Origin of the sequence: Neptuniibacter sp. SY11_33, assembly GCF_047778025.1 — a bacterium.
Classification (GTDB): Bacteria; Pseudomonadota; Gammaproteobacteria; order Pseudomonadales; family Balneatricaceae; genus Neptuniibacter.
In genome coordinates this window covers 2,739,420-2,763,986 of record NZ_CP180543.1, presented here as the reverse complement: position 1 = coordinate 2,763,986, position 24,567 = coordinate 2,739,420, and the positions used below count along the sequence as shown (strand labels likewise).

At 44.5% G+C, this 24,567-nt stretch carries 27 protein-coding genes; 18 read left to right on the top strand and 9 right to left on the bottom strand.

The annotated features are described in order from the left end of the window. Nucleotides 1-12: 12 nt before the first annotated feature. The 7 genes from groL (at nt 13) to ACMXYV_RS12960 (ending at nt 7,927) form a co-directional block, all read left to right on the top strand. Nucleotides 13-1,662 (top strand): chaperonin GroEL, encoded by a 1,650-nt coding sequence (gene groL / locus ACMXYV_RS12990; protein ID WP_415888898.1) that lies wholly within the window; start codon nt 13-15, stop codon nt 1,660-1,662. Between the two features lie 108 nt (nt 1,663-1,770). Continuing rightward, nucleotides 1,771-2,634 carry a hypothetical protein gene (locus ACMXYV_RS12985; RefSeq protein ID WP_415888897.1) on the top strand — a complete coding sequence of 288 codons (864 nt, stop codon included), beginning with the start codon at nt 1,771-1,773 and terminating at the stop codon, nt 2,632-2,634. Between the two features lie 104 nt (nt 2,635-2,738). Further along, nucleotides 2,739-3,299, top strand: a complete 561-nt coding sequence (thpR, locus tag ACMXYV_RS12980; RefSeq protein WP_415888896.1) for an RNA 2',3'-cyclic phosphodiesterase — start codon at nt 2,739-2,741, stop codon at nt 3,297-3,299. 51 nt (nt 3,300-3,350) lie between these two features. Further along, nucleotides 3,351-4,709: a tRNA 5-hydroxyuridine modification protein YegQ gene (gene yegQ, locus ACMXYV_RS12975; RefSeq protein ID WP_415888895.1), complete on the top strand. Its 1,359-nt coding sequence runs from the start codon at nt 3,351-3,353 to the stop codon at nt 4,707-4,709. A gap of 5 nt (nt 4,710-4,714) precedes the next feature. Continuing rightward, nucleotides 4,715-5,563 carry a prenyltransferase gene (locus ACMXYV_RS12970; RefSeq protein ID WP_415888894.1) on the top strand — a complete coding sequence of 283 codons (849 nt, stop codon included), beginning with the start codon at nt 4,715-4,717 and terminating at the stop codon, nt 5,561-5,563. Nucleotides 5,564-5,798: 235 nt separating this feature from the next. Further along, nucleotides 5,799-7,304, top strand: coding sequence for a fumarate hydratase (locus ACMXYV_RS12965; protein WP_415881970.1), 1,506 nt, complete (start codon nt 5,799-5,801; stop codon nt 7,302-7,304). 242 nt (nt 7,305-7,546) lie between these two features. Beyond that, nucleotides 7,547-7,927, top strand: a complete 381-nt coding sequence (locus tag ACMXYV_RS12960) for a c-type cytochrome (RefSeq protein ID WP_415888893.1) — start codon at nt 7,547-7,549, stop codon at nt 7,925-7,927. A gap of 89 nt (nt 7,928-8,016) precedes the next feature. Here the strand turns inward: ACMXYV_RS12960 and ACMXYV_RS12955 are convergent, their stop codons facing one another. After that, complete coding sequence (locus ACMXYV_RS12955; RefSeq protein ID WP_415888892.1) at nt 8,017-8,337, bottom strand: hypothetical protein; 321 nt, start codon at nt 8,335-8,337, stop codon at nt 8,017-8,019. A 151-nt stretch (nt 8,338-8,488) separates the two neighbouring features. On the opposite strand from ACMXYV_RS12955, the gene ACMXYV_RS12950 reads away from it, so the two are divergent. Then, entirely contained in the window at nt 8,489-8,935 is a 447-nt protein-coding gene (locus ACMXYV_RS12950) for a flavodoxin (protein ID WP_415888891.1), read from the top strand. Here the strand turns inward: ACMXYV_RS12950 and ACMXYV_RS12945 are convergent. The 4 genes from ACMXYV_RS12945 to ACMXYV_RS12930 all read right to left on the bottom strand — a co-directional run bounded on the left by ACMXYV_RS12945 (nt 8,932) and on the right by ACMXYV_RS12930 (nt 14,888). After that, the gene (locus tag ACMXYV_RS12945) at nt 8,932-11,583 is read right to left on the bottom strand and encodes an EAL domain-containing protein (protein WP_415888890.1); all 2,652 of its coding nucleotides are present in this window, start codon (nt 11,581-11,583) and stop codon (nt 8,932-8,934) included. The two genes, ACMXYV_RS12950 and ACMXYV_RS12945, sit on opposite strands and share 4 nt — an antisense overlap. Nucleotides 11,584-11,909: 326 nt before the next feature. Beyond that, nucleotides 11,910-12,485, bottom strand: a complete 576-nt coding sequence (locus tag ACMXYV_RS12940) for an alpha-ketoglutarate-dependent dioxygenase AlkB family protein (protein ID WP_415888889.1) — start codon at nt 12,483-12,485, stop codon at nt 11,910-11,912. Nucleotides 12,486-12,487: 2 nt separating this feature from the next. After that, nucleotides 12,488-13,366: a ribose-phosphate pyrophosphokinase gene (locus ACMXYV_RS12935; RefSeq protein ID WP_415888888.1), complete on the bottom strand. Its 879-nt coding sequence runs from the start codon at nt 13,364-13,366 to the stop codon at nt 12,488-12,490. Between the two features lies 1 nt (nt 13,367). Beyond that, a complete protein-coding gene (locus ACMXYV_RS12930) occupies nt 13,368-14,888 on the bottom strand; it encodes a thymidine phosphorylase family protein (protein ID WP_415888887.1) in 1,521 nt (506 codons plus the stop codon). Between the two features lie 108 nt (nt 14,889-14,996). On the opposite strand from ACMXYV_RS12930, the gene ACMXYV_RS12925 reads away from it, so the two are divergent. The 6 genes from ACMXYV_RS12925 to ACMXYV_RS12900 all read left to right on the top strand — a co-directional run bounded on the left by ACMXYV_RS12925 (nt 14,997) and on the right by ACMXYV_RS12900 (nt 19,307). After that, the gene (locus tag ACMXYV_RS12925) at nt 14,997-15,332 is read left to right on the top strand and encodes a 4a-hydroxytetrahydrobiopterin dehydratase (protein WP_415888886.1); all 336 of its coding nucleotides are present in this window, start codon (nt 14,997-14,999) and stop codon (nt 15,330-15,332) included. Between the two features lie 110 nt (nt 15,333-15,442). Further along, nucleotides 15,443-16,297: a formyltetrahydrofolate deformylase gene (gene purU / locus ACMXYV_RS12920; protein WP_415888885.1), complete on the top strand. Its 855-nt coding sequence runs from the start codon at nt 15,443-15,445 to the stop codon at nt 16,295-16,297. Between the two features lie 257 nt (nt 16,298-16,554). Next, nucleotides 16,555-16,962 carry a CBS domain-containing protein gene (locus ACMXYV_RS12915; protein WP_415891446.1) on the top strand — a complete coding sequence of 136 codons (408 nt, stop codon included), beginning with the start codon at nt 16,555-16,557 and terminating at the stop codon, nt 16,960-16,962. A 102-nt stretch (nt 16,963-17,064) separates the two neighbouring features. Beyond that, nucleotides 17,065-18,102, top strand: a complete 1,038-nt coding sequence (locus ACMXYV_RS12910) for a DnaT-like ssDNA-binding domain-containing protein (RefSeq protein WP_415888884.1) — start codon at nt 17,065-17,067, stop codon at nt 18,100-18,102. Further along, nucleotides 18,020-18,820: a replication protein P gene (locus ACMXYV_RS12905; RefSeq protein WP_415888883.1), complete on the top strand. Its 801-nt coding sequence runs from the start codon at nt 18,020-18,022 to the stop codon at nt 18,818-18,820. Before ACMXYV_RS12910 ends, ACMXYV_RS12905 begins: the two co-directional genes overlap by 83 nt. Nucleotides 18,821-18,902: 82 nt before the next feature. Continuing rightward, nucleotides 18,903-19,307 carry a GNAT family N-acetyltransferase gene (locus ACMXYV_RS12900; protein WP_415888882.1) on the top strand — a complete coding sequence of 135 codons (405 nt, stop codon included), beginning with the start codon at nt 18,903-18,905 and terminating at the stop codon, nt 19,305-19,307. Between the two features lie 37 nt (nt 19,308-19,344). Here ACMXYV_RS12900 and ACMXYV_RS12895 read toward each other — a convergent pair whose 3' ends face one another. Further along, entirely contained in the window at nt 19,345-19,563 is a 219-nt protein-coding gene (locus tag ACMXYV_RS12895; protein WP_415888881.1) for a hypothetical protein, read from the bottom strand. A gap of 54 nt (nt 19,564-19,617) precedes the next feature. Further along, nucleotides 19,618-20,025 carry an RNA polymerase-binding protein DksA gene (dksA, locus tag ACMXYV_RS12890; protein WP_415888880.1) on the bottom strand — a complete coding sequence of 136 codons (408 nt, stop codon included), beginning with the start codon at nt 20,023-20,025 and terminating at the stop codon, nt 19,618-19,620. Between the two features lie 175 nt (nt 20,026-20,200). On the opposite strand from dksA, the gene ACMXYV_RS12885 reads away from it, so the two are divergent. Then, nucleotides 20,201-21,076: a DMT family transporter gene (locus tag ACMXYV_RS12885; RefSeq protein ID WP_415888879.1), complete on the top strand. Its 876-nt coding sequence runs from the start codon at nt 20,201-20,203 to the stop codon at nt 21,074-21,076. A gap of 22 nt (nt 21,077-21,098) precedes the next feature. Here ACMXYV_RS12885 and ACMXYV_RS12880 read toward each other — a convergent pair whose 3' ends face one another. Beyond that, nucleotides 21,099-22,388 (bottom strand): diguanylate cyclase, encoded by a 1,290-nt coding sequence (locus ACMXYV_RS12880; protein ID WP_415888878.1) that lies wholly within the window; start codon nt 22,386-22,388, stop codon nt 21,099-21,101. Nucleotides 22,389-22,458: 70 nt separating this feature from the next. Next, nucleotides 22,459-23,289 carry a cupin domain-containing protein gene (locus ACMXYV_RS12875; protein WP_415888877.1) on the bottom strand — a complete coding sequence of 277 codons (831 nt, stop codon included), beginning with the start codon at nt 23,287-23,289 and terminating at the stop codon, nt 22,459-22,461. A gap of 150 nt (nt 23,290-23,439) precedes the next feature. Between ACMXYV_RS12875 and ACMXYV_RS12870 the strand changes: the two genes are divergently transcribed. Genes ACMXYV_RS12870 through ACMXYV_RS12860 form a run of 3 tightly spaced genes read left to right on the top strand, consistent with a single transcriptional unit; the run spans nt 23,440 to nt 24,552 of the window. Beyond that, nucleotides 23,440-23,916: a YHS domain-containing (seleno)protein gene (locus tag ACMXYV_RS12870; protein WP_415888876.1), complete on the top strand. Its 477-nt coding sequence runs from the start codon at nt 23,440-23,442 to the stop codon at nt 23,914-23,916. Nucleotides 23,917-23,921: 5 nt separating this feature from the next. Further along, nucleotides 23,922-24,260, top strand: coding sequence for a thioredoxin family protein (locus ACMXYV_RS12865; protein ID WP_415888875.1), 339 nt, complete (start codon nt 23,922-23,924; stop codon nt 24,258-24,260). Between the two features lies 1 nt (nt 24,261). Then, on the top strand, nt 24,262-24,552 hold the full coding sequence (locus ACMXYV_RS12860) for a DUF2282 domain-containing protein (RefSeq protein ID WP_415888874.1): 291 nt from the start codon (nt 24,262-24,264) through the stop codon (nt 24,550-24,552). Nucleotides 24,553-24,567 lie beyond the last annotated feature (15 nt).

Here is a 24,567-nt window from a genome sequence, read left to right as displayed (position 1 = left end):
GGATTTTAGAAAATGGCTAAAGACGTACTATTTGGTAACGATGCTCGTCAACGCATGCTAGACGGTGTAAATATCCTAGCTGACGCAGTTAAAACTACTTTGGGCCCTAAAGGTCGTAACGTTGTTCTAGATAAGTCTTTCGGTGCTCCTACCGTAACTAAAGACGGCGTATCTGTTGCGAAAGAGATCGAGCTTGAAGACAAGTTCGAAAACATGGGCGCACAGATGGTTAAAGAAGTAGCGTCTCAAGCAAACGATGTTGCGGGTGACGGTACTACGACTGCGACTGTACTAGCTCAGGCTATCGTTAATGAAGGCCTTAAGTCTGTTGCTGCAGGTATGAACCCAATGGATCTTAAACGCGGTATCGACAAAGCTGCAGCTGCCGTTGTTGAGCAGATCCAAGGTATGTCAGTTCCTTGTGCTGATAATAAAGCGATTGCACAGGTTGGTACTATCTCTGCTAATGCTGATGCACAGGTTGGTGAAATCATTGCTGAAGCGATGGGCAAAGTAGGTAAAGAAGGCGTTATCACTGTAGAAGAAGGTACAGCACTAGAGAATGAACTGGATGTTGTTGAAGGCATGCAATTCGATCGCGGTTACCTATCTCCTTACTTCATCAACAACCAAGACAACATGTCTGCTGAGGTTGAGCAGCCATTCATCCTGCTTGCTGACAAGAAAATCTCTAACATCCGTGAACTACTGCCAATCCTTGAGCACGTAGCTAAAGCATCTCGTCCTCTTCTAATCATCGCTGAAGATGTAGAAGGCGAGGCACTAGCAACGCTAGTAGTTAACAACATGCGCGGTATCGTTAAAGTTGCTGCTGTTAAAGCGCCTGGTTTCGGTGATCGTCGTAAAGCGATGCTAGAAGATATCGCTATCCTTACTGGCGGTACTGTGATCTCTGAAGAAGTAGGTCTAACACTAGAAGAAGCGACACTTGAGCAGCTAGGTCAAGCTAAGCGTGTTTCTATCACTAAAGAAAACACAACAATCGTTGATGGTATCGGTGCTGCTGACAACATCGAAGCACGTGTTAACCAGATTCGTGCACAGATGGAAGAAACATCTTCTGACTACGACCGTGAAAAACTGCAAGAGCGCGTTGCTAAGCTGGCAGGCGGTGTTGCAGTAATTAAGGTTGGTGCAGCGACTGAAGTTGAGATGAAAGAGAAGAAAGCTCGTGTAGAAGACGCTCTGCACGCTACTCGTGCTGCCGTTGAAGAAGGCGTAGTACCTGGTGGTGGTGTTGCTCTGATCCGCGCGATGGATCAAGTTAAAGAACTACAAGGTGATAACCACGATCAGTCCGTAGGTATCGAGCTTGCATTCCGTGCACTAGAAGCTCCACTACGTCAGATCGTTGGTAATGCGGGTGAAGAAGGCTCAGTAATCGTGTCTAACATCCGTGAGAAAGGCGAAGGTAACTTCGGTTATAACGCAGCTTCCGGTGAATACGGCGACATGATCGAAATGGGTATCCTAGATCCAGCTAAAGTTACTCGTTCAGCACTACAAGCGGCTGCATCTGTTGCGGGTCTTATGATCACAACTGAAGCAATGATTGCTGATAAGCCTGCTGAAGGTGGCGCGCCAGGCATGCCTGATATGGGCGGCATGGGCGGTATGGGCGGCATGGGCGGCATGATGTAATCATCCCCCCTCGCTTATTTAAGCTTTAAAGAGCCCTGCATTTTTGCGGGGCTTTTTTTTTCCGCGTAAAATAGCGGGAATTTCAATTTAGTTAGTATATGGATAGCCATGAACCGCGACGACGATAATATTGAAGTACCGAATTTTGGGCCTGCCGATCCTGCTGGTGAAAACCGCTCAACGTCTTCAGCTATGCGACCTCGATTTGGTGATACACCAGCCCCTGCGTCAGCGCCAGCCGCATCAGGAGGTGGTGTCGTTCAATCCATAGTGATGGTTATTTTAGTGGTTGCGGTGTCTGTACTTGGCTACTTTGGTTTTGAGATGTATCAATCTCAACAGGCAACGTTTGAAAAAGCACAGGCCCAGATTGTTCAATTAGAAGCATTGTTGAAAGAAACTGAACAGGGTGCAGCTGAATCGGGTGAGGAGCTGCAAGGCAATGTGTCCTCGTTAGAGTCTGTTTTAAAGCAGAAAGACAAACAACTAGATTCTGAAATTGCTAAGTTGTGGGATATTGCCCATAAAAAGAATAAGCCACTGATTGAGAAGCAGGCAAAAGAGCTAGCCGCTTTAAAGAAAACTCTACAGGCGCAAGAAAAAACGGTTAAGTCTCTAAAATCTCAGGTTGCTCAGCAGAAAAAAACGTTGGCGAGTGTTTCTGGCTTAAAGAAAACAGTGAATGCCGAAGTAGCTAAACTGACGAAGCTAACGTCGCGCGTTGAATCTGAAATGCGCACCACAAACGAGTTGGCGAAAGAGCAGATGGATGATCTATTGAAAGCGCAGCGTACCTTAACTGATCGTCTTGCTAAGTTAGAAGGCAAAAGCAATGCTGATCTAGAGCGTAAAGTGAAAGTGAACGAGCAGGCTATTCGCGCATTTGATGGTACGCGTCGTCAGTTAAATCAGGATCTGTTGCAGGTTCGCCAGAAGCTAAACAACATGCAATTGCTGCTTGAACAACGTTAGAGCGGCATAAATGATCTTAGTTTCTGCTTTCAGGGTTTGCCAACGGGTCATCTTGAAGGCAGAATACGCTATTCCTCAAAAAAATAGGGATATAGTAAGCCTATATGAACATCCGTGCTTTTTTTGCACTGACGCTACCTGATTCTGTTGTACGTTGGTTGGCTGATCACGCTGATACATTATGCGAGTTTGACCGCAAAACAGAAATCAATTGGGTGGATTCCGATCGCTATCATCTTACCTTGTGTTTCTTAGGTGATATCAATCTTAAGCAGGTTGAAGAGTTGGAAAAGTGTGCCCGCGAAAAATTGGCTGACTTTAGCTCCTTTCAGGTACATATCAACAAAGCGGAATATTACAAAGTTAACAAAAAGTTAGCTTTAGTTGCTGCTTTACCTGATCTGCATGAGGAATTGCAGGTGCTGCATGAACTGATGATCAATGTGGCAACTGAGGCAGGCCTTAACTATGAGGAAGATGATTTCAAACCTCATGTGACCTTAGGCCGCTTGCCAGGAAAAAATACGTTTAAAGCACCAAAAGAGTGGCCTGCGCTGGATATGTACAGTTTGGCTGATTCGGTGGTGCTGTTTCAAAGTAAGCTGGGTGAAGATGGCTCTATCTACACGCCACTGTTTGAGATTCCTTTAAAAGATCTGGCTTAACAGATCTTTTAACTTTTAATTCATACCTTATTAACTAGTCCCTTCATAACTATGCTAAATCCAGAATTATTGTCCCCTGCAGGGACTTTGAAAAATATGAAATATGCATTTGCTTACGGTGCAGATGCTGTTTATGCCGGTCAGCCTCGTTACAGCCTACGTGTGCGTAACAATGACTTTAATATGGATAACCTAGCAGAAGGGATCGATCTGGCTCACCAGTTGGGTAAGAAGTTCTTCCTAGCAAGTAACATCCTACCTCATAACAGTAAGCTAAAAACATACATCGATGATTTGCGCCCAGTGATTGCGATGGGACCAGATGCATTGATTATGTCTGATCCAGGCTTGATCTATCTTGTTAAAGAGCATTTTCCAGATGTGCCGATTCACCTGTCTGTTCAGGCAAACACTATGAACTGGGCTGCGGTTAAATTCTGGCACTCTATGGGTGTCGAGCGTGTAATCCTATCTCGTGAGCTATCTCTTGATGAAGTCGAAGAGATTAAGCAGCGTTGCCCAGAGATGGAGATTGAAGTCTTTGTTCATGGTGCGCTTTGTATTGCTTATTCGGGTCGTTGCCTGCTATCTGGCTACATCAACAAGCGTGATCCAAACCAAGGTACATGTACCAACAGTTGTCGTTGGAAATACGATGCTCATGAAGCAAAAGTAGATGAATCTGGGGATGTGGTACCCGTAGAGCAGTTTGATCCAAATGCCCAAGAGCCAAAACCTGCATTGGGTGAAGGTAAGCCAACAGATCAGATCTTCCTACTTCAGGAAGAGACTCGTCCGGGTGAGTATATGCCTGCTTTTGAAGATGAACATGGTACTTACATCATGAACTCTAAAGATCTTCGAGCAATTCAGCACGTACACCGTCTTGCTGAAATTGGCGTGGATTCTTTAAAAATCGAAGGTCGTACTAAGTCACACTACTATGTGGCACGTACAGCTCAGACTTATCGTAAAGCGATTGATGATGCAGTTGCAGGTCGCCCATTTGATATGAGTTTGATGGATGAGTTAGAAAACCTAGCGAGCCGTGGTTACACCGAAGGCTTCTACCGTCGTCACGTACATGATGAGTATCAGAACTACGAAACGGGTAACTCTGTGGGGGTTCATCAGCAGTTTGTTGGTGAAGTGATGGGTTATGCAGATGGCATGCTTGAGATTGATGTACGTAACCGCTTCCTGAAAGGCGATACGCTTGAGCTAATGACGCCGCAAGGCAATCACAAGTTCAAACTTGATGAGATGATCGATAAGAAAGGGAAGTCTGCTGATGTAGCGCCAGGCTCGGGTCATGTCATGAAGATTCCTATGAACCTGAATGCTGATCCAGAATACGCATTGCTGATGCGTGATCTACCAAACGCACCTGAGTACAGCAGTCAGAAGTAAATGAGATGATCGCTGAGAAGTACCTGTTTAGGCATGCGTTGAGGCCGTTTTCATTCAGCGTGGCTTTGATTGTTTGTCTAACAGGTATTTTGAGTGCCTATCGAGAAGGCTTTGGCGATTCTTTCCTCGCGACCTTAATCCTAATGGCGGGTTTGCTTCTGCAAGCTGGGGTTAATCTGATTAATGATTACGCCGACCTTTCCCTGCCCAATCTTCAACTCTCATTAGCTTCACAAAAACAGATTCGATTTAATTTTAATCTGGGTTTAGGCTGTATTCTCTTTGCTGCCGTAATCGGTTGTTACCTCATTTCTGTATCTGGGATATTGCTTCTGCTGATCTCAGTTATCGGAATAGTAGGCGCGCTTGGATATACGATGGAGCCGATAAACTACAAGCGTCGCGGTTTAGCAGTGTTTTTTGTTTTTTGGTTGATGGGTATTTTGATGGTAAGCGGTGCTTACTATGTGCTGACCAAAGAGCTATCGTATTCGGCCTTTTTGATCTCTATCCCAGTGTCTCTGTTTGTATCGCTACTACTGCTGAGTAACGAGCTACGCGATTTTGAAGAGGACGCAACTGCGGGGATAAAAACGTTAACGGTGAAGATTGGCTATGCTCGGGCTTCTCAGTTGTATAAGGCTCTACTGATCTGTATTTATCTAGGCTGCTTGGCTTTGAGTCTCAATGGATCTATACCATTTGCGCTGGTGGCATTGTTATCCATTCCCTTTGTAATCAAGCCATTAAAGCTATTGGCCTTAGGTAAAGAGTCGCGCCAACCAATCACCAAAGCGACCGGGCGCTCCTTTTTGATCTTTGGCATTTGTTACTGCTCTGCGCTTCTTTTTTGAGATCAGATAAATACGCTCTTTCACCTCGTTTTTACATTAAGTAGTAAAAAAGATTATCTGAGTACTACCAATGCCCGACACCTTATTGCGGTACTTTTGGTGTATACTCCCTTTCCAGTAAAAACTCTCCTTTAAGAGAGAGTAAATGGGTATGAGTCAGGCGTGTTTGTACTAAGCATGGTTGAGTTTTAACTCCCTGATCCTTTATGACAAGAAGCTTTACTGGAGTCTCCGAATGAGCGTAATCCGCCAAGACGATTTCATCAGCAGCGTTGCTGATGCATTGCAGTTTATCTCTTACTACCATCCGCTTGATTTTGTTCAAGGCGTACACGAAGCCTACCTGAAGGAAGAAAACCCAGCGGCTAAAGACGCAATGGCGCAGATCCTTATCAACTCCCGTATGTGTGCTGAAGGTAAGCGACCTCTATGTCAGGACACAGGTATCGTTACTGTATTCCTGAAAGTAGGTATGAACGTAACTTGGGATGCTGAAATGAATGTAACTGACATGGTGAATGAAGGTGTTCGTCGTGCATACATGCATCCTGATAACGTTCTACGTGCTTCTATTCTTGCTGACCCAGCAGGCAAACGTCAGAACACTAAAGATAATACGCCAGCGGTAATTCACTACGAGATTGTTGATGGTGATGAAGTAGAAGTTCACGTTGCAGCGAAAGGCGGTGGCTCTGAAAACAAATCTAAGATGGTGATGCTTAACCCATCTGACAGCATCGTTGATTGGATTGTTAAAACCGTACCAACAATGGGTGCTGGCTGGTGCCCACCTGGCATGCTAGGTATAGGTATTGGTGGTACTGCTGAGAAAGCAGCAGTTATGGCGAAAGAATCCTTAATGGATCCAATCGACATTCACGAGCTACGTGAGCGCGGCCCACAGAACCGTGTTGAAGAGCTTCGTCTAGAAATCATGGATGCAGTTAACGATCTAGGTATAGGCGCTCAGGGGCTAGGTGGTTTGACCACTGTTCTTGATATCAAAATCAAGGATTACCCAACGCACGCCGCTTCATTGCCTGTATGCATGATCCCTAACTGTGCAGCGACTCGCCACACTCACTTTACATTGAACGGTAGTGGCCCAGCGGTTCTAACACCACCAAGCTTGGATGATTGGCCAGATGTTACATTCGAAGTGGGTTCCAACACACGTCGTGTAAATCTTGATGAGATCACTCCAGAAGCAGTTAAAGAGTGGAAAGTAGGCGAAACGATTCTGTTGAACGGTAAAATGTTGACAGGTCGTGATGCAGCGCACAAGAAAATGGTAGAGATGCTAAATAATGGCGAAGAGCTACCAGTTGATCTTAAAGGTCGCTTCATCTACTACGTAGGCCCTGTTGATCCAGTACGTGATGAAGTTGTAGGTCCTGCTGGCCCAACAACGTCAACGCGTATGGATAAATTCACTCGTCAGGTTATCGAAAGCACAGGTCTTCTGGGCATGATTGGTAAGTCTGAGCGTGGTCCTGTTGCAATTGACGCAATTAAAGACAACGAAGCTGTTTACCTAATGGCTGTGGGTGGCGCTGCTTACCTAGTATCTAAAGCGATCACAAACGCTGAGGTTCTTGCATTCCCAGAAATGGGTATGGAAGCGATCTACGAGTTTGAAGTTAAGGATATGCCAGTAACGGTAGCGGTCGATACGTCTGGTGAGTCTGTTCACACAACAGGCCCAGCTAAGTGGAAAGAGATTATTGCTAAACAAGCTTAATCAGCATTTAGCAAAGTGATAAAAACGCAGCTTCGGCTGCGTTTTTTTGTGCCTGAAATATCGGGAATAAACTGTTTTTTACTAAATAAGATTTCACTATATTAAGTTTTATTGATCTAGGTTCGTATGTTCTAACTGTTTTATAAATATGCGAAGAAAAAACTGAGCAAGATCAATTTTTGTGCGCTGCAGCAGGAGTAGAGTGTTTGCAAAAGAAGTATTCATTTAGGGGAAAATGAATTATGAAAATTAAAATGATTTCTGCACTTGCTGTGAGCCTTTCTGTATCTCTATCTTCTGTTGCTATCGCTGATGATGAAGCGATGATGCAGGCTGCGGGTAAAGAAATTTTTAACAAGTGCACATCTTGCCACTCTTTGGATAGCAGTAAAAATGCTTTTGGCCCGAGTCTAATTGGTGTGTTTGGTCGTAAAGCAGCTGTTTTACCTCGCTTTGCTTATTCTGATGCTCTACGTAACTCAGACATCACTTGGAATGAAGAAAACTTGCGCAAGTGGGTAGCGGGCAACGATCAATTCGTACCAGGGACTCGTATGCGCCACGTTGAGATTACAGACAAAGCCGAGCAGGATTACCTGATTGCTTACCTTAAAACACTTTAATTAGCTGTTTTAATGCCTGCTACAGGCAATCGAGAATGCCGCAAGCCACCACTCCTTGCGGCATTTTTTATGGAGATAGGGCTGTACTGCTAAGAAGCCTCGAGCACTTTCTTCTGCTCTGCTAGATATCGAGGCATAGGGCCAGCGTCCTCATATATCTCTTCGCCATCCTCAATTCTGATCACCTTACTACCTTGAATGTAGGGCATTTTAGCTTCTAGCTCATTTAACGCCTCATGTATTAAGGTAGCGACAACATCGTCCTTAGATAGTTTATACATGCTAGCTAAGGCTTCGAGCTTGACCGAATCGCTTTTATAGATGGAAAGCTGCTCTTGCTTGCGACCGTTTACTTTGCGCGCACGGCCTTCCCATTCATCAAGTAGCTTAGAAAGACTTTCGTTACCCATAGTTTATCCCCTCCGATAAACAGATCTACACTTTCAGTGTAGGAGTCAGCTTGGTTATTGCCAGAAAATCAGTGAGAATGGCGAATATATTTATCTATCCACCACCAAATTGATTTAATTGCATCGATCAGTATGCAAAGCAGGTTTATAAATGGCAGTAATTAAGGTTGTAGTAGGCTCGGTATACGGTAATGCACTTGATGTCGCAGAGATGTGCTCACAAAAATTAACTGAGTTACAACACTCAGTAGAACTATTACGTAAGCCGGAAATCGCTCAGGTTGTCATACCAGAAACAGAAGTGATTTTAATCTGTACTTCAACAACAGGGCAGGGCGAAATTCCACATAACTTGCAGTCTTTCTATGAACAGTTACAAGATCAATTACCGCAGATGCCGACGGTCAAATACGGGGTAATTGCTTTAGGTGACAGTTCTTACGATACTTTTGCCGAAGCTGGCTATTTGATGGATAGTTTAATGCAGCAGCTGCAGGCACAAAAAATTGGGGATAACTTAGTGATTGATGCTTGTGAAACCATGGCACCACTGGAAGAAGCGGAACCATGGTTACTAGAGTGGGTTAAAGGACTTTAACTGTATTCAACTTCTTGAATCCGCTCTTGGGCGAGCAGTAATTCAGTAAACTGTTCTTGTCGGATCGGTTTGCTGAATAAAAATCCTTGGAGCTGATCACAGCCCTCTTGTTCCAAAAAAGCCCGCTGCGCAGGTGTTTCAACGCCCTCAGCACAGACTTTCAGATCTAGGGTATGGCCTAATAAGATCACCGCTTTGGCAATGGCTTCATCATCTGGATCACTTGGAATATCCCTTACCAAGGATTGATCGATTTTCACTTTAGTTATGGGCAGTTGCTTTAGGTAACGTAGCGAAGAGTAGCCTGTTCCGAAGTCATCCAAAGCAAGATGAACACCTTGTTGTCTTAACGCTTGGAATGTCGCGGTTGCTTCCTTTTCATGCTCAAGTAGGAAGGTTTCTAGTATTTCGAGCTCTAACATATCTGCTGGTATTTCGTACTTGTACAGCAGTGTTTGTACTTCTGAAGGAAGATCTTGTTTGGTGATCTGGTCACTTGCTAGATTGACGGATAAACGGAAGTTAGTCAGTCCAGCCGCTCGCCATCTGGCAAGCTGCGCACAGGCTTCTTCTAATACCCAGTCACTCATCTTAGTCAGTAGACCAATCTCTTCGGCGATTGATAGGAATTGTCCTGGAGGAATAAGCCCCATCTCAGGGTGCTCCCAACGGATGAGTGCTTCAGCACCTATAATTTTTTCACCGGTCGCATCCATCTGTGGCTGGTAGAAAAGTACAAATTGTTTGTCTGCCACAGCTTTTCGCAATTCTGGCTCTAGTCTGATCCACTCTTCAACGGTTTCGGATAGTTCCGGTTGGAAGAACGCGTAGTTATTACGGCCAGAATCTTTAGCCTGATTAAGTGCGATATCTGCATTTTTAGTGACCGTATCTGAATCATCACCATGATCAGGGGAGAGCGCGACGCCGATGCTTGCTGTGGTGAAGTAGTCTTTGCCATCTAATTGGAAAGGTTGCTCCATCGCTTCGACGATCGCGTCGGCAATAGTTGCTGCATCGGCAGCGTGTTCTAGCTCTTCGACCAAAATGGCAAATTCATCACCACCGATACGGGCGAGTGTATCGCGCGCATTCAGGGTATTACCCAAACGCTCGGTTACTTGCAACAGCAATTGGTCACCATATTTATGACCTAGACTGTCATTTATGTGCTTAAAGCGGTCCAGATCCAACTGCAGCATGGCAATCTTTTCGTTAGATTCTCTATGGGTCAGAGCATGCTCAAGCCTAGCGCCAAACAACAAACGGTTAGGCAGATTGGTTAGCGGATCGTGGTGTGCTAGATGAGACAGCTTTTCTTCAGAGGCTTTGATATTACTAATATCAGCATTCACACTTACAAAGTGAGTGAGCTTGTGCGTTTCTGGATCGTGAACCGCATTAATGCTGACCCAATGGGGCGCTACCTCACCATTCTTGCGGCGGTTCCATATTTCACCTTGCCAGTGACCTTCTTTAGCAAGAGCAGCCCACATATTTTGAAAGAAATCTTTATCGTGTCTTGGTGATTTTAGCAGAGAAGGACTTTTACCAATAAGCTCTTCGCGACTGTAACCACTCAGATCAGAATAGGCACGATTGACATCAATAATCTTATTGTTGCAATCGGTGATCATGATCCCTTCATTGGTGCTCGAAAAGGCGATACCCGCTAAACGTAGCTGCTCGATGGATGCTTTCTCTGGAGTGATATCGAGCAAAACTCCGTTCCAAAGCGAAGGATCGAGTTTATTGGAAGTATCGGGTAAAGATGAGCCGCGAATCCAACGTAGATCACCATTCCTGTGGAATACTCGAAACTCATGGGACCAAGGCAGCTTATGCTGGCTAGTGTGGATAATGCTTGCCCACAGGCTTGGCTGGTCTTCTGGATGTACCTGTTTCCAAAATTGGCGGAAGTCGCCTGTTGCTTCTTCTGCCGTAACGCCAGAAATTTGCTCTATTCCAGGGCCTATGTAGATAAACTCCTGTTTAAGATCAGGGGTTAGTCGGTATTGGTAAACAACACCCGGCATTGCTTTGGTGATGTTTTGTAGCAGGTTTTCGGAATGTTCTAGGTATTGCTGTGCTTTTAATCTCTTGAGTGCGATTCCAATGATATTGGCAGCCGCTTCTAAGAGTTGGTGATGGAACGCAGTAGGTGTTCTTGTTTTGGGGCTAGAGATGGCGATGCTGCCCGCAACATGTTCAGAATCGATGCGAATTGGGTAAGACCAACAGGCTTTGATTCCTAATTCTTGGGCGACATCCCGGAAATTTTGCCAACAGTCGTCCTGTTCAATATCAGAAACATAAACGGGGCTACCTGTGTAAACTGCTGTACCGCAGGACCCAGCCTCTGGACTCGGGACTAAACCATTTAGCAGTGCTAGAGATTCTTGAGGAATACTGGGGGCACAGACAACGGACAGGTGTCGATTGCTGCTATCAAGTAGCATGATTGAAGCAATACTATCCGCGACACAGTTTTCAATAAACTGACAAACCGACGTAAAGATGGAGTCGGGTTGTGTGTCTAAAACGATCTCTTCAAGTACTTGGTTCTGCAAACGCAGAATTGTATTTAGCTCTTCTGCGCTAGTTTGACCCTGTTTTACAGCGTCTTTTTCGGGTGCATCGATGTGCATTTGTATGTCTTAATTATTTTTATATTTTTTGTTAACTGCACGAACTGAATAGGGCGATTCCTTGTCATTTTTATGCAGAACAGCCTCACCCGACTGCGACGACAATGGAATAGAAACTTATCAAAAAATGGCTCTTTAAGTTTCGTCCAGCTAACTTATTTTTATTACTGAGGCAAACCCATATAAAAAATCGGGTAAATTGCCCGGCTCTACTCAAGTGCGCGGCAGTATAACTTACTGTAGTTAAATGAGTTAGTCTTTATATAGAATATTAGTGAATATATTACTTATACCAGATTATTCCACTGCTAATCTGTTGATTTGTATTAAATTTTCATGTCACGGAAGGTGAGGTTTATACGAGGGGGTATTGCTTTTTTTGTTTTGGGAACACTATGTTGCCAGTGCTTTTGCATTTGATCGCCCATCCATAATAGTGATCCGGAGGGCAAGCTAAGTTCGTGGCGTTGATCGGTTGTCGATTTTAATAGAAAACGTCGAATACTACCTAGCGACACACTGGCTATTTTGGGATTGTCACCTAATTCTGGTTCATTATCCCTATGCCAGCCCATACTATCATTACCGTCGCGATACAGGTTAATGAGTACGGCGTTGAAAGAGGTGTCTGTGTATTCTTCGACGCGCTTTTTTATCTCCGCAACAACGGGGTGCCAAGGGTTCTCCGCCAAGGTTAAACCGGAATAGGTATAAGTGATGCCGGAATCAGCCATAAAGGCTTGCAAGCGCGGAATAGAAACCCATTTGCCAAACATTCGTATTTTATCTTGTTGCCAAGATACCTCTTCATATAGTGAGGTAAAAAAATACTCGGCTTCGTCTGGGTTTATAAATGTGGGATCAAGCCAACAGTCCAGCTCATCGGCAACATAGCTTTTCACATTTAGATCCACTTCAGTATGGCTTCGCTTAACGCATGACTAATATCAATATCATTACTGCTATGAGGCACACTGTTGCAGGTAACGATATTGGCTTTTATCGCGAGTGTATTAAAGTCCTCATCAGAAAACAGGCCATGCACCCCGATACAGGTCGGGGACTTTAACCCAAGCTGATGTAAGTGGGTAATGGTTTCTAACATGGTTTTTCCGCTCGAAATAATATCGTCTACCAGCACGGGTGTATGACCTTTCCATTGTTCGACTTCAGGCACGGACACTTCGACAGAGTAATCCCCATGACGTACTTTCTCTAATACTTGGAAAGGCGCTTCGGCTAGATGCGCAACTTCGCTCACCCATTGTTCGCTTTCACTATCGGGACCAATAAGTAGAGGTTGCGGTATATGTCTATTAATCCAATCAGCAATCATGGGTGCTGCATGTACTACGGAGCTTTTTAAACTGTAGATTTCATCCAAGGAGTTATACCTATGTAGATGAGGATCCAGCGTGACTAACCAATCAAACTGCTCTGAGAGCAGGTGAGCAAAAGGCCGTGATGAAACGGCCTCCCCATGATGAAAGGCTTTATCTTGGCGCATATAAGCGAGGTAAGGAGTTACTAACCCGATGCGAGAAGCTCCTAGGGATTTCAGTGTATGGGTTAGAAAAGTAAGTTTGAGTATTTTTTCATCTGGATGGTGCAAGTTACAAAGCACAATTACCGAACGATGTTGGCACTCACTTAATACACGTAGATAGCTTTCGCCGTCAGGAAAATTTCGTAGATCCAACTTACCGACTTCTGCATCGACCTCAATTGCTAGGGCTTGAGCAAGGTCATGGTCGCTTTCTAAATTGAATAGAATTGGCTGCATTTTATGACGGCTCCTTACCAGCAATAATATGGATAATATCCGAATGATCTTCTAAATAATCGACGGCGTAACTTAGCTCACCTGAGCTTTCCGCATGGATAGTTAGCAAAGGCTGATTCAGATCGATTTTATCGCCGAGCTTGCAGTGCATATCTACTCCTGCTGCTAAGTCGGCTGGCGCTCCTGCTAATTTGGCCACTTTAGCGAGTTTACGGTTATTAATTTGATCAACGATGCCCGTTTTCTGGGCAATTAATTCATAACGGTAGGGCGCGATAGGCGGTGTTTTTATGACTCCTTGAGCTTTACAGATCGCCTGAAATTTCTCCCAAGCCGCCCCAGACTCCAAAATCCTAAGGGCTTGTGTATAACCTTCGCCCTCTGGCAAACCATTAATCAGATCTAACATGGCACCTGCAACTTCTGCTGCACGCTGCCGTAAGTCTGTGGGCATATCTTGTTGGTTTTGTAGGACCGACAAAATATCTCTTGCTTCAAGAGCCGGTCCGATGCCTCGACCTATAGGCTGAGATCCGTCGGTCAGTAGCGTATGCACAGTTAGCCCTAGCGTGCTGGCGACTGCTTTAAAGTTATCCGCAAGCGCTTGTGCAGACTCTTGGCTTCTAACTTTAGCGGTTTCGCCAACGGGAATGTCAATCACAACGTGAGTTGCACCCGCGGCAATTTTTTTAGAGAGCACTGAGGCAATTAGTTGACCTTCACTGTCGATATCTAAAGCACGCTCCACTTGGATTAGCAGGTCATCAGAAGGGGAGAGACGCACTGATCCACCCCAAGCAAGGCAGCCGCCTTCTTGTTCAACTACAGAGCGCATCTGCTCTAAGCTCAAGCTGACATTAGTTAAAGTCTCCATGGTATCGGCCGTCCCGGCAGGAGAGGTGATAGCTCGTGAAGATGTTTTAGGCATAGTTAATCCGGCAGCTGCCAGAATCGAAACAATAATGGGAGTTGTTCGATTGCCGGGTAAACCGCCAACACAGTGTTTATCCACAACTTGAGGTAAGCCCCATTCGATCTGGCTGCCAGAGTCGACCATTGCGCGGGTTAGATCGGTTATCTCTCGGATACTTAGTTTTTCTGAGCCACAGGCTGTTATAAACGCGGCTAGGTGCACATCGGCATAGCGCCCTGCGACAATATCATCGATGATTTCACGGAGTTGTTCTTGGCTGAGTTCGCTACCAAATACTTTAGCGCGCAGATAGGAGAGGGATTGCACAGGCTTAGGATGTGACAACCAAACCGAGGTACCCTCATTGAGCTCCATTCTTTTCCACGCGGATTCAGAAAAACCGATCTCGCCCGGCATGAGCAGATTGCTGGTTACCATATTGAGAGTAGCGATCAGGTGTTTACGCTCCGTTCTAACCATCACACGGGAGAGGGCAGAAAATCCCTCAGAGCGACAAACTGGACTATCCTGACGTAGGTAGATCGTGGGTTCTTGATGCGTATCTAACCCAAGTCGGCAAGCGCTTAAAGGGGCCATAGGTTCTGACATCTTTGATATTCCCTTTTCCCAGTATCACTTACAGTATATGAGCGATTAAGCGGATCGAAAACCTTGTTGAATTAGATCGTTGGAATAATAACTAGATGAGGTGACATGATGGATTTAGCCACAGAAGCTTGTGAAAGCTGCCATAAAGATAGCCAAGCCTTAAATGAATCAGAAATAGCGGTGTTACTGAAGACGCTGCCCGATTGGGACGTTGTTCACATGGACGGTGTTCCTACGCTGCAACGTAATTTTAAATTTAAAAACTTTGTCGAGGCCTTAGGGTTTACGAACAAGGTAGGGGAGTTAGCAGAAGCTCGAAATCATCATCCAGATATATTAACGGCCTGGGGGCGAGTCCATCTCACCTGGTATACCCATGCTATATCAGGTCTACACCGGAATGATTTTCGCTGCGCGGCTGCATCTGATCAGTTATTTAGCTGAGAGCTAAAAAATTATTGTTTTAGGGCAAGAATACTTAGCTAGACAATTCCACCGGAGAAATAACTACTGTTAGAATGAAGCTTCACATTTTCTTGCGGAGCTTTACGTAAATGGAACGTAGATTCAGGCTGGTTTTGGCGTGTCCCGATAGAGTGGGCATTGTGGCGATGGTAAGTAACTTTATCTCTAGCCATGGTGGCTCGATTTCTGACGCAAACCAGCATTCTGATAGTACAACTGGTTGGTTCTTTATGCGTGTAGAGATCAGTGCGGCAACGCTGCCTTTCTCCCTCGAAGAGTTAAAGTCTGCTTTTGCTCCGATAGCGCAATCCTTCAATATGGATTGGGATATCACTGACTCCGCTACCCCTAAACGTGTGATTTTGATGGCAAGCCGAGAAGCACATTGTCTTGCCGATCTACTTTATCGTTATCATGAAGGCGAATTAGACTGTGAGATTCCTTGTGTCATCTCCAACCACGATGATCTACGCAGCATGGTTGAATGGCATAATATTCCTTTCCATCATGTGCCTGTGGATAAAGAGAATAAACAGCCTCACTTTGAGGAAGTTAGCCGTTTAATCCGTGAACACTCTGCGGAAACGGTCGTGCTTGCGCGTTATATGCAGATCTTACCGTCGGACATCTGCGCTGAATATGCTCATCGCATTATTAATATCCATCACAGCTTCTTACCTTCTTTCGCCGGTGCTAAGCCATACCATCAAGCCCATGAGCGTGGTGTAAAACTGATTGGTGCAACCTGTCACTATGTGACTGAAGAGCTAGATGCAGGCCCGATCATTGATCAGGATGTGGTGCGTATCAGCCACCGCGATCTGCCAGAAGATATGGTGCGCTTAGGGCGTGATGTGGAAAAGACTGTTCTTTCCCGTGGTCTTCGCTGGCACTTGGAAGATAAGATCTTAGTGCAGGGTAATAAAACGGTTGTTTTCAATTAATTATTTTAATTGCGCAAAAATCAAAAAAAATGCTTAGGGGCCATAAGTTGGCTCTTTTCCCTACAAGGTATTAGCCCGTTGTGCGTTAACCTATTCTCATCGGGCTTAACCTTGATCTGATCGCTTGCGAGTTGCCACTGTTAGGTGTACACATAGAGGTAGCCCGGTTGAAAATTATACCGGTTTACCTTGTTTGGGTGGTTTGGCAGGTCGATGTTTCCAAGCCTGTTAAAGCTGCCGGCCATGGAGGAATGGTAATGCTAAGATCCGTAAAAGCTCAGGATTATATGTGTGAAGACTTAATCACCTTTACCCCTGAAACCGATCTTTTTGATGCGATTAATCAGCTACTCGAATACCGAATCACGGGCGCGCCTGTTGTCGATAAAAATGGCAAGCTAATTGGCTTGATGTCAGAAGTCGACTGTCTAAAAGCGATCCTGACTTTGACCTATCACGAAGAAGAGATGGGTGGCCTTGTTGGTACCTACATGTCGGAAGAGGTTTTCACCATTAATCATGATGCCGACATAATAAAAGTGGCGGAAGAATTTATTAATAACAAACGTCGTCGTTTACCGGTGGTAAAAGATGGTAAACTGATCGGCCAGATTAGTCGTCGAGATGTACTACGCGCAGTAGAGCGTTTTGCACAGGATGGCTAATCACGTTTGATGGTCATAAGCCGCGGCTCATCACTGCGGCTTTTTTGTTTATGGTATTCAGCTAATAGGATGCCGAATCTTTCTAGGTAAGATTACATATTCATGAGTTATGTTTTTTCTGAAACGCCTATCTTGTTATACCCATCCTTAGTAAAGGACGTGGGCGTTGAAGCGGCTGTATTGTTGACTCTCTATCATCAAAGGGTAGAGCGTCTTCAAAATGTAAAGGATACAGCACAAGCGCCAGAACTTATTTTTTCTCGTGAACAATGGCTTGCGTTAGGTGAGTTTTGGGACGAAGATCGGTTGGCTCAATTAACCAGCGAATTGGTTAGTGCAGAATTGATTGATGCTGCTTTTGCTAATGATGGCCGCGTAAGAATCCGCTTTGTTGTTGAGGAGCAAGTCTCTGAAGCAACCTTTGACGAAGTGCCTGAAGGCGATGTTGAGATTGTAAGTCGGTTACCGGTTATGGAAACGATCCCTGAGCAGGTTGAAGAACTGCCTGTCGAAGTTGAGCAATCAGAGCCGAGCTATACACAATCGAATTATAATGAGCACAATCACCCACAAACTCAACTTGAACATGCAGGCTATCCACAGGATCAGTATTCAGAGATGAAGGATACGCCGTACTATCCTGATCAAGCGCCAGCAGTTCAGCCGCAGAATATCCCTAACCCTGGTCCTGCTCCGACCTTTGGTGGCAGCATAGGTTGGGCGAGAAAAGCACAGCAGGTTAATAATGGTCGCTCTGATGAGTTACAAGTGTGCTTTAATAAACAAGAGCAGCGTAAAAAACAGCTTCAAGGAATGGAGCTGAATTGGCAACCTTCCGACAATTTTTATGCGTTGCTTCCGCGGCATAATATATCGCCACAATTTGCACAAACATGTTTGGATGAGTTTGTGCTTTACTGGTTAGATAAAGACCGTAAAGAAACCAATTGGGATCAGAAATTCCTAGCTTGGGTAAAAAGGGAGTGGATTAACAAGCAAACTAGGGATGGGCGCCAACAACGTATAAATAACGAACAACAAGGCAAAGGTTTCAGCCATGAAAACCCCCGCAGAGATACTCGCGAAAAACGACAACGGGTTACCGCAGCAATCATGGACATCAAGGACACCGATTGGTAACCAAGAGCCGGAAACAAACACGGCTCAGCGAGAGCTAACAGTCGAAGTCAAAACGCTGGTCAATATGATCTTTGCGCGTTTTATGGCGATCTATGGCCATAAATTTAAGAGCTGTTTTGAAACCCAAGACGAAATCCGTATCGCAAAACGTGAATGGGCACTTAGCCTTGGTGGCTATACCGAACACGAGCTGGTGGCTGCAATTGATTATTGCAAAGAGCACAGCGCATGGATGCCGACGATCTCTGAGTTTTTAGATGTGCTTCGCACCCAAACTGGGGACCATGGTTTACCTGCAACTAAGCACGCTTACGAAGAAGCGTGTCTTAATGCTGATAAAGCTTCGACACATAAATGGACCCATCCCGCGATCTATCATGCTGGTAAAGCTACTGGCTGGTTTCGTTTGCGTACCGAAGATGAAGTCGATGTTTTTCCAGACTTTCGCTACAACTATGATGTCATCAGCCGACGAGTACGAGCAGGAGAACAACTTGATTTGCCTGTCGCAGTAGCCTTACCTGATAAAAGCGATAATACGTTGTTTGCATTTATTCAGAGCTGGGGTGAAGAGCATAATCTGAAACCTGAAGTCGCCAGCAAATGGCTGTTTTATCTGACTAAGCCTAAAGGTACGATGGTACGTAAGCGCTTTCAGCAACAAGCCCAAGTTGAAGCCACTGCGATGGGTATTACGCTACCGGATGATTATCAGTAAGCGTGAGTTGAGCGTTTAAGAGAGTAACTTATCAAAACAGCCTTCATGGCTGTTTTTTTATGATTTTTAAATGGAGTTTCGCATGAAATATGTAAAAGGCGGTTTTCAGATCTATGATGAACGGGAAAAGGTTCAGTTGGAAAGCGTCCAAGCTCTGCTCAAACAATCTTACTGGGCAAATGCACGAAGTCTTAATGTGGTAAAAACATCGATAGAAAACAGCGTATGCTTTTCACTCTATAAAGGCGATGAACAAATAGGTTTTGCCAGAGTAGTTACCGACTTCGCTTCAGTCGCTTATCTCGCTGACGTCATTATAGATGAGCATTACAGACATCAAGGGCTGGGAAAGTGGTTAACGGAAGTTATGGTTAACGATCCGCGTTGGAATGATAAATTCAAGTTCCTCGTCACTGATGACGCTCATGGCTTGTATACCCGCCTAGGATTTATAGGCAGTGAAAAACTAATGAGCACTAGGGTATGAGGGCTGCCAAATTCGGCTTTTAAAGCTAATAAATTACCTATCCATTTATTTCTTGCCGTGCTCTTTCGAACCAAGCTAAAGTCGCTTTGCGTTGTGGTTCACCGTACAGGCGTACGAAACTCTTGGTCATATGATCGTTAAAATCGTCTAGTGCTTTGATGCGTTGTTCAATATAAGGCTTTGTAAGAGGGATACCACCAGTTTCGGTGATACAGTGGTGCCATTCTTCGCAAGTTGTTGGGATGATATTTGTCATTGATGTACTTTCCGCTGTTTTTGATTTTGCGCTATCTGTTACTGAGCGTGGATCTTACTCGCGGAATAAGCGTTCGTTCGATTCGCGGACCGCTTTTATATCGGTGCAGTATTCGGCTGTAGGCCTTAGTAAGAGGCGTTTAATGCCAATCTCTTCGCCTGATTCTAGGCAGTAGCCATATTCACCATTTCGAATACGCGCTAGGGCGGTGTCGAACTTGGGCAGCAATTTACTTTCGCGGTCGACAATTCTGAGTGCGAGGCGAGATTCTTCCTCGTATTGAGCACGGTCGGCATCGTCATTCATCTCTGGACGTTCATTCAATTGCGCTTGGGCATTTTGAATATGTGCGATGGTTTCCTGTTTTTGCTGCTCTAAGTACTCGCGGAAAAACTCCAATTGGCTGTCATTCATGTAGTCCTCAGGACTAGCGTTCAAGAGCTCTTCTTTAGTTATTGTCATGCTTTCCTCAAACAATTGATCTAAATCATGTTGCGTTATGTTATAGCATTAATTTCTATGGCCGGGGAGGTTTTTGTGATGATGTGCGGTTGTGGATAAGTTATCGGTATCACTAACGGCAGTGAATTTCCATGGTATGGTGATCTGACTATCAGTTGTGGATGTGTGAGCCATCATGAAAAAGGATATGCAGGCCCTTAAAGTCTTTATATATACCTCAATCGCTCTGATTGCATTTGCCGGTAATTCTATTTTATGCCGCTTAGCATTGGGAGGTGAGGCCATTGATGCAGCAAGTTTTACTTCCATTCGTTTGTTGTCAGGCATTGTTGTGTTGCTAGCTATATTCAGTTTTATGAATAGAGGAAAAGTTAATGCAGCTAAGGGAAGTTGGAAAGGTGCGTTTTTTCTCTTTGCCTACGCTATCACCTTCTCTTATGGCTATATCACTTTAGAAACAGGCATTGGAGCTTTGGTGCTTTTTGGTTCGGTTCAGATATCGATCATTCTTATTAACATGTTTAAAGGCAATAAACTTCATTCAATGGAGTGGGCAGGGACGATCGTTGCGTTTGCTGGATTTGTCTATTTGATTTTTCCTAGTTTAGCGACACCTTCGGCTATTGGGTTTGGTCTGATGACAATGGCTGGCGTTGCTTGGGGTTTCTATACCTTAGCGGGGAAAGGCTCTAACAATCCTTTGGGGGATACGACCTATAACTTTTTGCGTACGCTGCCTTTTGTATTGATTTTGGTTTTATTGAGCTTTGGTGATGCATCTTTATCTACAGAAGGCATATGGTTGGCGGTTCTGTCTGGGGGCTTAGCTTCGGGGATTGGTTATGCTATCTGGTATCAGGCTTTAAGGTCGTTATCAGCCATTCAAGCTGCGGTTGTACAGTTGTTAGTACCAGTGATTGCCGCAGCAGGTGGTGTTGTCTTTGCGAGTGAAGAGATTACCTGGCGTTTAGTTATCGCCTCAGTGGTGGTTCTAGGTGGAATTATGATCGTGATTACAGGTAAACAGGTTTTAGAACGGGTAAAGCAATAAACTTGATTACTAAGTTATCGCTTTAATAGGGCTTGCTGACTAACTGATTGCGGCCATTTTCTTTGGCTTTATACAAGAGTTTATCCGCTCGTTTATAGAGATCGCTGACTTGGGTTTTATCGGTAAGATTTTGTGCGCAGGATAATCCCATAGATACGGTGATAAATTGATTAGCACTGTTCTCTTTATGAGGGATTTTTAGTTTCTCTATTTCTTGCCGAATACGGTTAGCAAAAACATCTGCGGCTTCTTTGCTTTCTTGAGTGAAGACAACGGCAAACTCCTCCCCGCCAACACGAAAGCAATAATCCTCTCCTTGACGAATATTATCCTTAAGCGCTTGGCTTATCTTTTTTAGAACATAGTCTCCTTTTAGATGGCCATATGTGTCGTTATAGGCTTTGAAATGGTCGACATCGAGGATTAGCAGGCAAAAGTAGGTTTTCTGCCTTTTAGCACGTTCTAGGACTGCTTGAGATAAATATTGGAAATTACGGCGGTTAAATAGATCGGTTAGCGCATCGGTAACCGCGAGCTTTTCAATTTTTTCTTCTAGCGTGCGTGCTTCTGTAATGTCGATATGTACTCCGTTCATGCGAATGGCATTGCCTTCTTCATCTCTCAGGAATACCCGGCCGACATCATGTATCCAGCGCCACTTGCCATCACCGCAGATCATGCGGAATTTGGCGTCGTATATTTCGGTTTCACCATTCAGGTGTTTTTCGATCAATTCAACCGTAGGTTCTAAATCATCAGGGTGAACGATAGAGGACCACCGCTCAAGGCCATCAATTACCTCAGAGAAAAGAGCATCATCTTCTCTGAACTCTTCATCTTTATACCTTTTCTGAGTGACCCAGGTTTTATTGGCAATGATTCTGCCTTCTTGTGGATAGAAATCCCAACAGCCAATATTGGCACCATTTACGGCATCGTCTAAGCATTTTATGGTTTCTTGGTTCTGTTCAACTTGGGCCCTCAACTCTTGTTGCGAGGTTACATTGGAAAGGGTGCTTAAAATATTTTTACCATGTTTGACCAAACGCATTTCGAAATACTGATCATCTTTTTGAAAGTAAAAATAAACTGGTTGATCGCTTGATGCTTGAGAACACTGCTTAAATAGGTCTTTTAGCTGTTTAGCTTGTTCTTGATTGAATAGATCGAAAATAGAGCAATCTTTTAAGGCGCTCTCAGATAATCCACGAAGCTCGATCTCTTTACGATTAAAGAAGAGGTAACGGCCCTCATCTATAGTTAGCTCTGCAATACCTTGTGGCTGTTTATTGAGTATTTCTAAAAGATTCATAGCGTCTCAGGTACAAAATTGCGACTACAAGTTCCAATTTATTATAGGCGCTGCTCGTATACCAGCTCGATTATTTTGGGCCTAAATAATTTTTTACCCATTGCTTGGGCGTGACACCAAAGTGTTTTTTAAAGACTTTGGCTAAGGAGGACGCATTTTCGTAACCTACTTGGTTGGCGACGAGCCCGACTGGGCGATTATTTTTAAGTAAACCTTTCGCCAACGCCATTCTTAGCCCGGTCACATACTCCATCGGTGCTTGGCCTACTGTATCTTTAAACAGAGCGGCAAACTTCGAGCGAGACATCGCTGCGTTTTCGGCCATCTCTTCAACCGTCCATTCATATTCAGGCTTGTCTTTGATCTGTTGCATCAGCTTGCTGAGCAGAGGGTGAGAGTCGGCTGCGATTAAACCTAACTCGACTGTACCGTTATCAATCACGTAGCGAAGTACTTGCACCATAAATACATCACATAATCGATCGATCATTAGCTGTTTACCGTGCTGTTCAGCAAACGCCTCAGCGAAAATTTGATGAGCTGTATTTGAAATAGAACCAGCTTCTTCTATATGAATACAGAGAAACTTAGGAAGGTAGTTGGCTAAAAGTTTTTGGTGGGCAGGGGGAAGCTTAACAGTTGCACAGACCAGTTTCGCATCTTCTGATGGGGCTATCGTGAGTTTGTGATTAGTTCCGCTGGGGAAAAAAATCACATCGCCGGTATGCAGCTCAATTCTGTGGTCTTGATCTGTTGTGAGTGTTAACGATCCTGATTCCAGAAAATGTAAGTAGCCGGATTCATTATCGTCATCAAATCCGGTGATACCGCAGAGGCTACCACTGAAAAAAACCTCGGCATTGATCTCTAGGTTCTGCAGTAATTTGCTCAGTGTATCCATAAAACCTCCTTTTTGGACGATTGGCTCTTTTTGCTGGATTTAGAGCAGCCTTTCCCTCGGTAGTTCCCCGTAACCTATATCTCAAGAACAGCGCAACATATTAACCAATATGTATGAATGTTTATTAAACCATTAACCGAGGAAAAAGAAATGAAATTTACAAAGACTTTGAAACTAGCAACAGCTGCCGGCGCACTTCTTCTGAGCAGCATGAGCTTTGCGGCATCTGTAAATATTGGCACTAATGATGTTGCTATTCATGGTTACGATCCAGTTGCTTACTTCACTAACGATAAAGCGGTTGAGGGTTCTGCAAAATTTACAGCCACTCATGATGGTGCAATCTACCGTTTCGCAAGTGCAAAAAACCGTGACCTGTTTAACGCCAATGCCGACAAATACGCGCCTCAATTTGGTGGTTACTGCGCGATGGGCGTGGCTTTAAACAAAAAGCTAGATGTTGATCCACAAGCGTTCCATATCGAAAACGGCAAGCTGTATCTGAACTTGAACAAAGACGTGCAGAAAAAATGGCTGACTGATGTACCAGGCAACCTAAAAACAGCAGATCGTATTTGGGCAGGTATTGAAGATCTATCTGTAGCAGCTGCAAACGCTGAAGACTAATTCTCATGCCTGAGTCGAGACTTACGTTTTCAGAAAATGGACATGAGTACTCGCAACCTTTAGCGCTGATCTGGTTCAGCGCTAAATGGTGCGGTCCCTGCCAACAGATGATTCCTGTGATTAATAGTTTGGCAGAGCGATATGCCGGTGAATTGAAAGTTTTAAAAGTGGATGTAGATCAGCAGCAGGCGTTAGCTGCGAAGTTCGCGATTAGAGCTGTTCCCACCTTAGTACTCTTGGCAAAAGATAAGGCACTGGATCAGCAGGTGGGGTCGGTGCCATTAAAGCAACTTGATGAGTGGGTTGCACAACATTTATCAACTCAGAAAGAACTGGAGAAGTGAAATGGATAATAAACAACGTATTGCTACAGCAGCGTTAGCTGTTGCTCTGACTTCTATTGCAACTGTTCCTGCAGCTCATGCAGGTGGAAAAGAGAAGTGTTACGGCGTAGCGCTAGCTGGACAGAATGATTGCGGAAATTTGGCAGGTACACACTCTTGTGCGGGTCAATCAAAAGTGGATAACGACCCAGGTGAGTGGAAGTTAGTCGCGAAAGGCACTTGTAAAGATATGGGTGGCTTATTGAAAGCTGAAGCTAAGAAACATTATCAGGAAGCTCAGCAAAAGTCATAAGGGTTAATCAGGAGA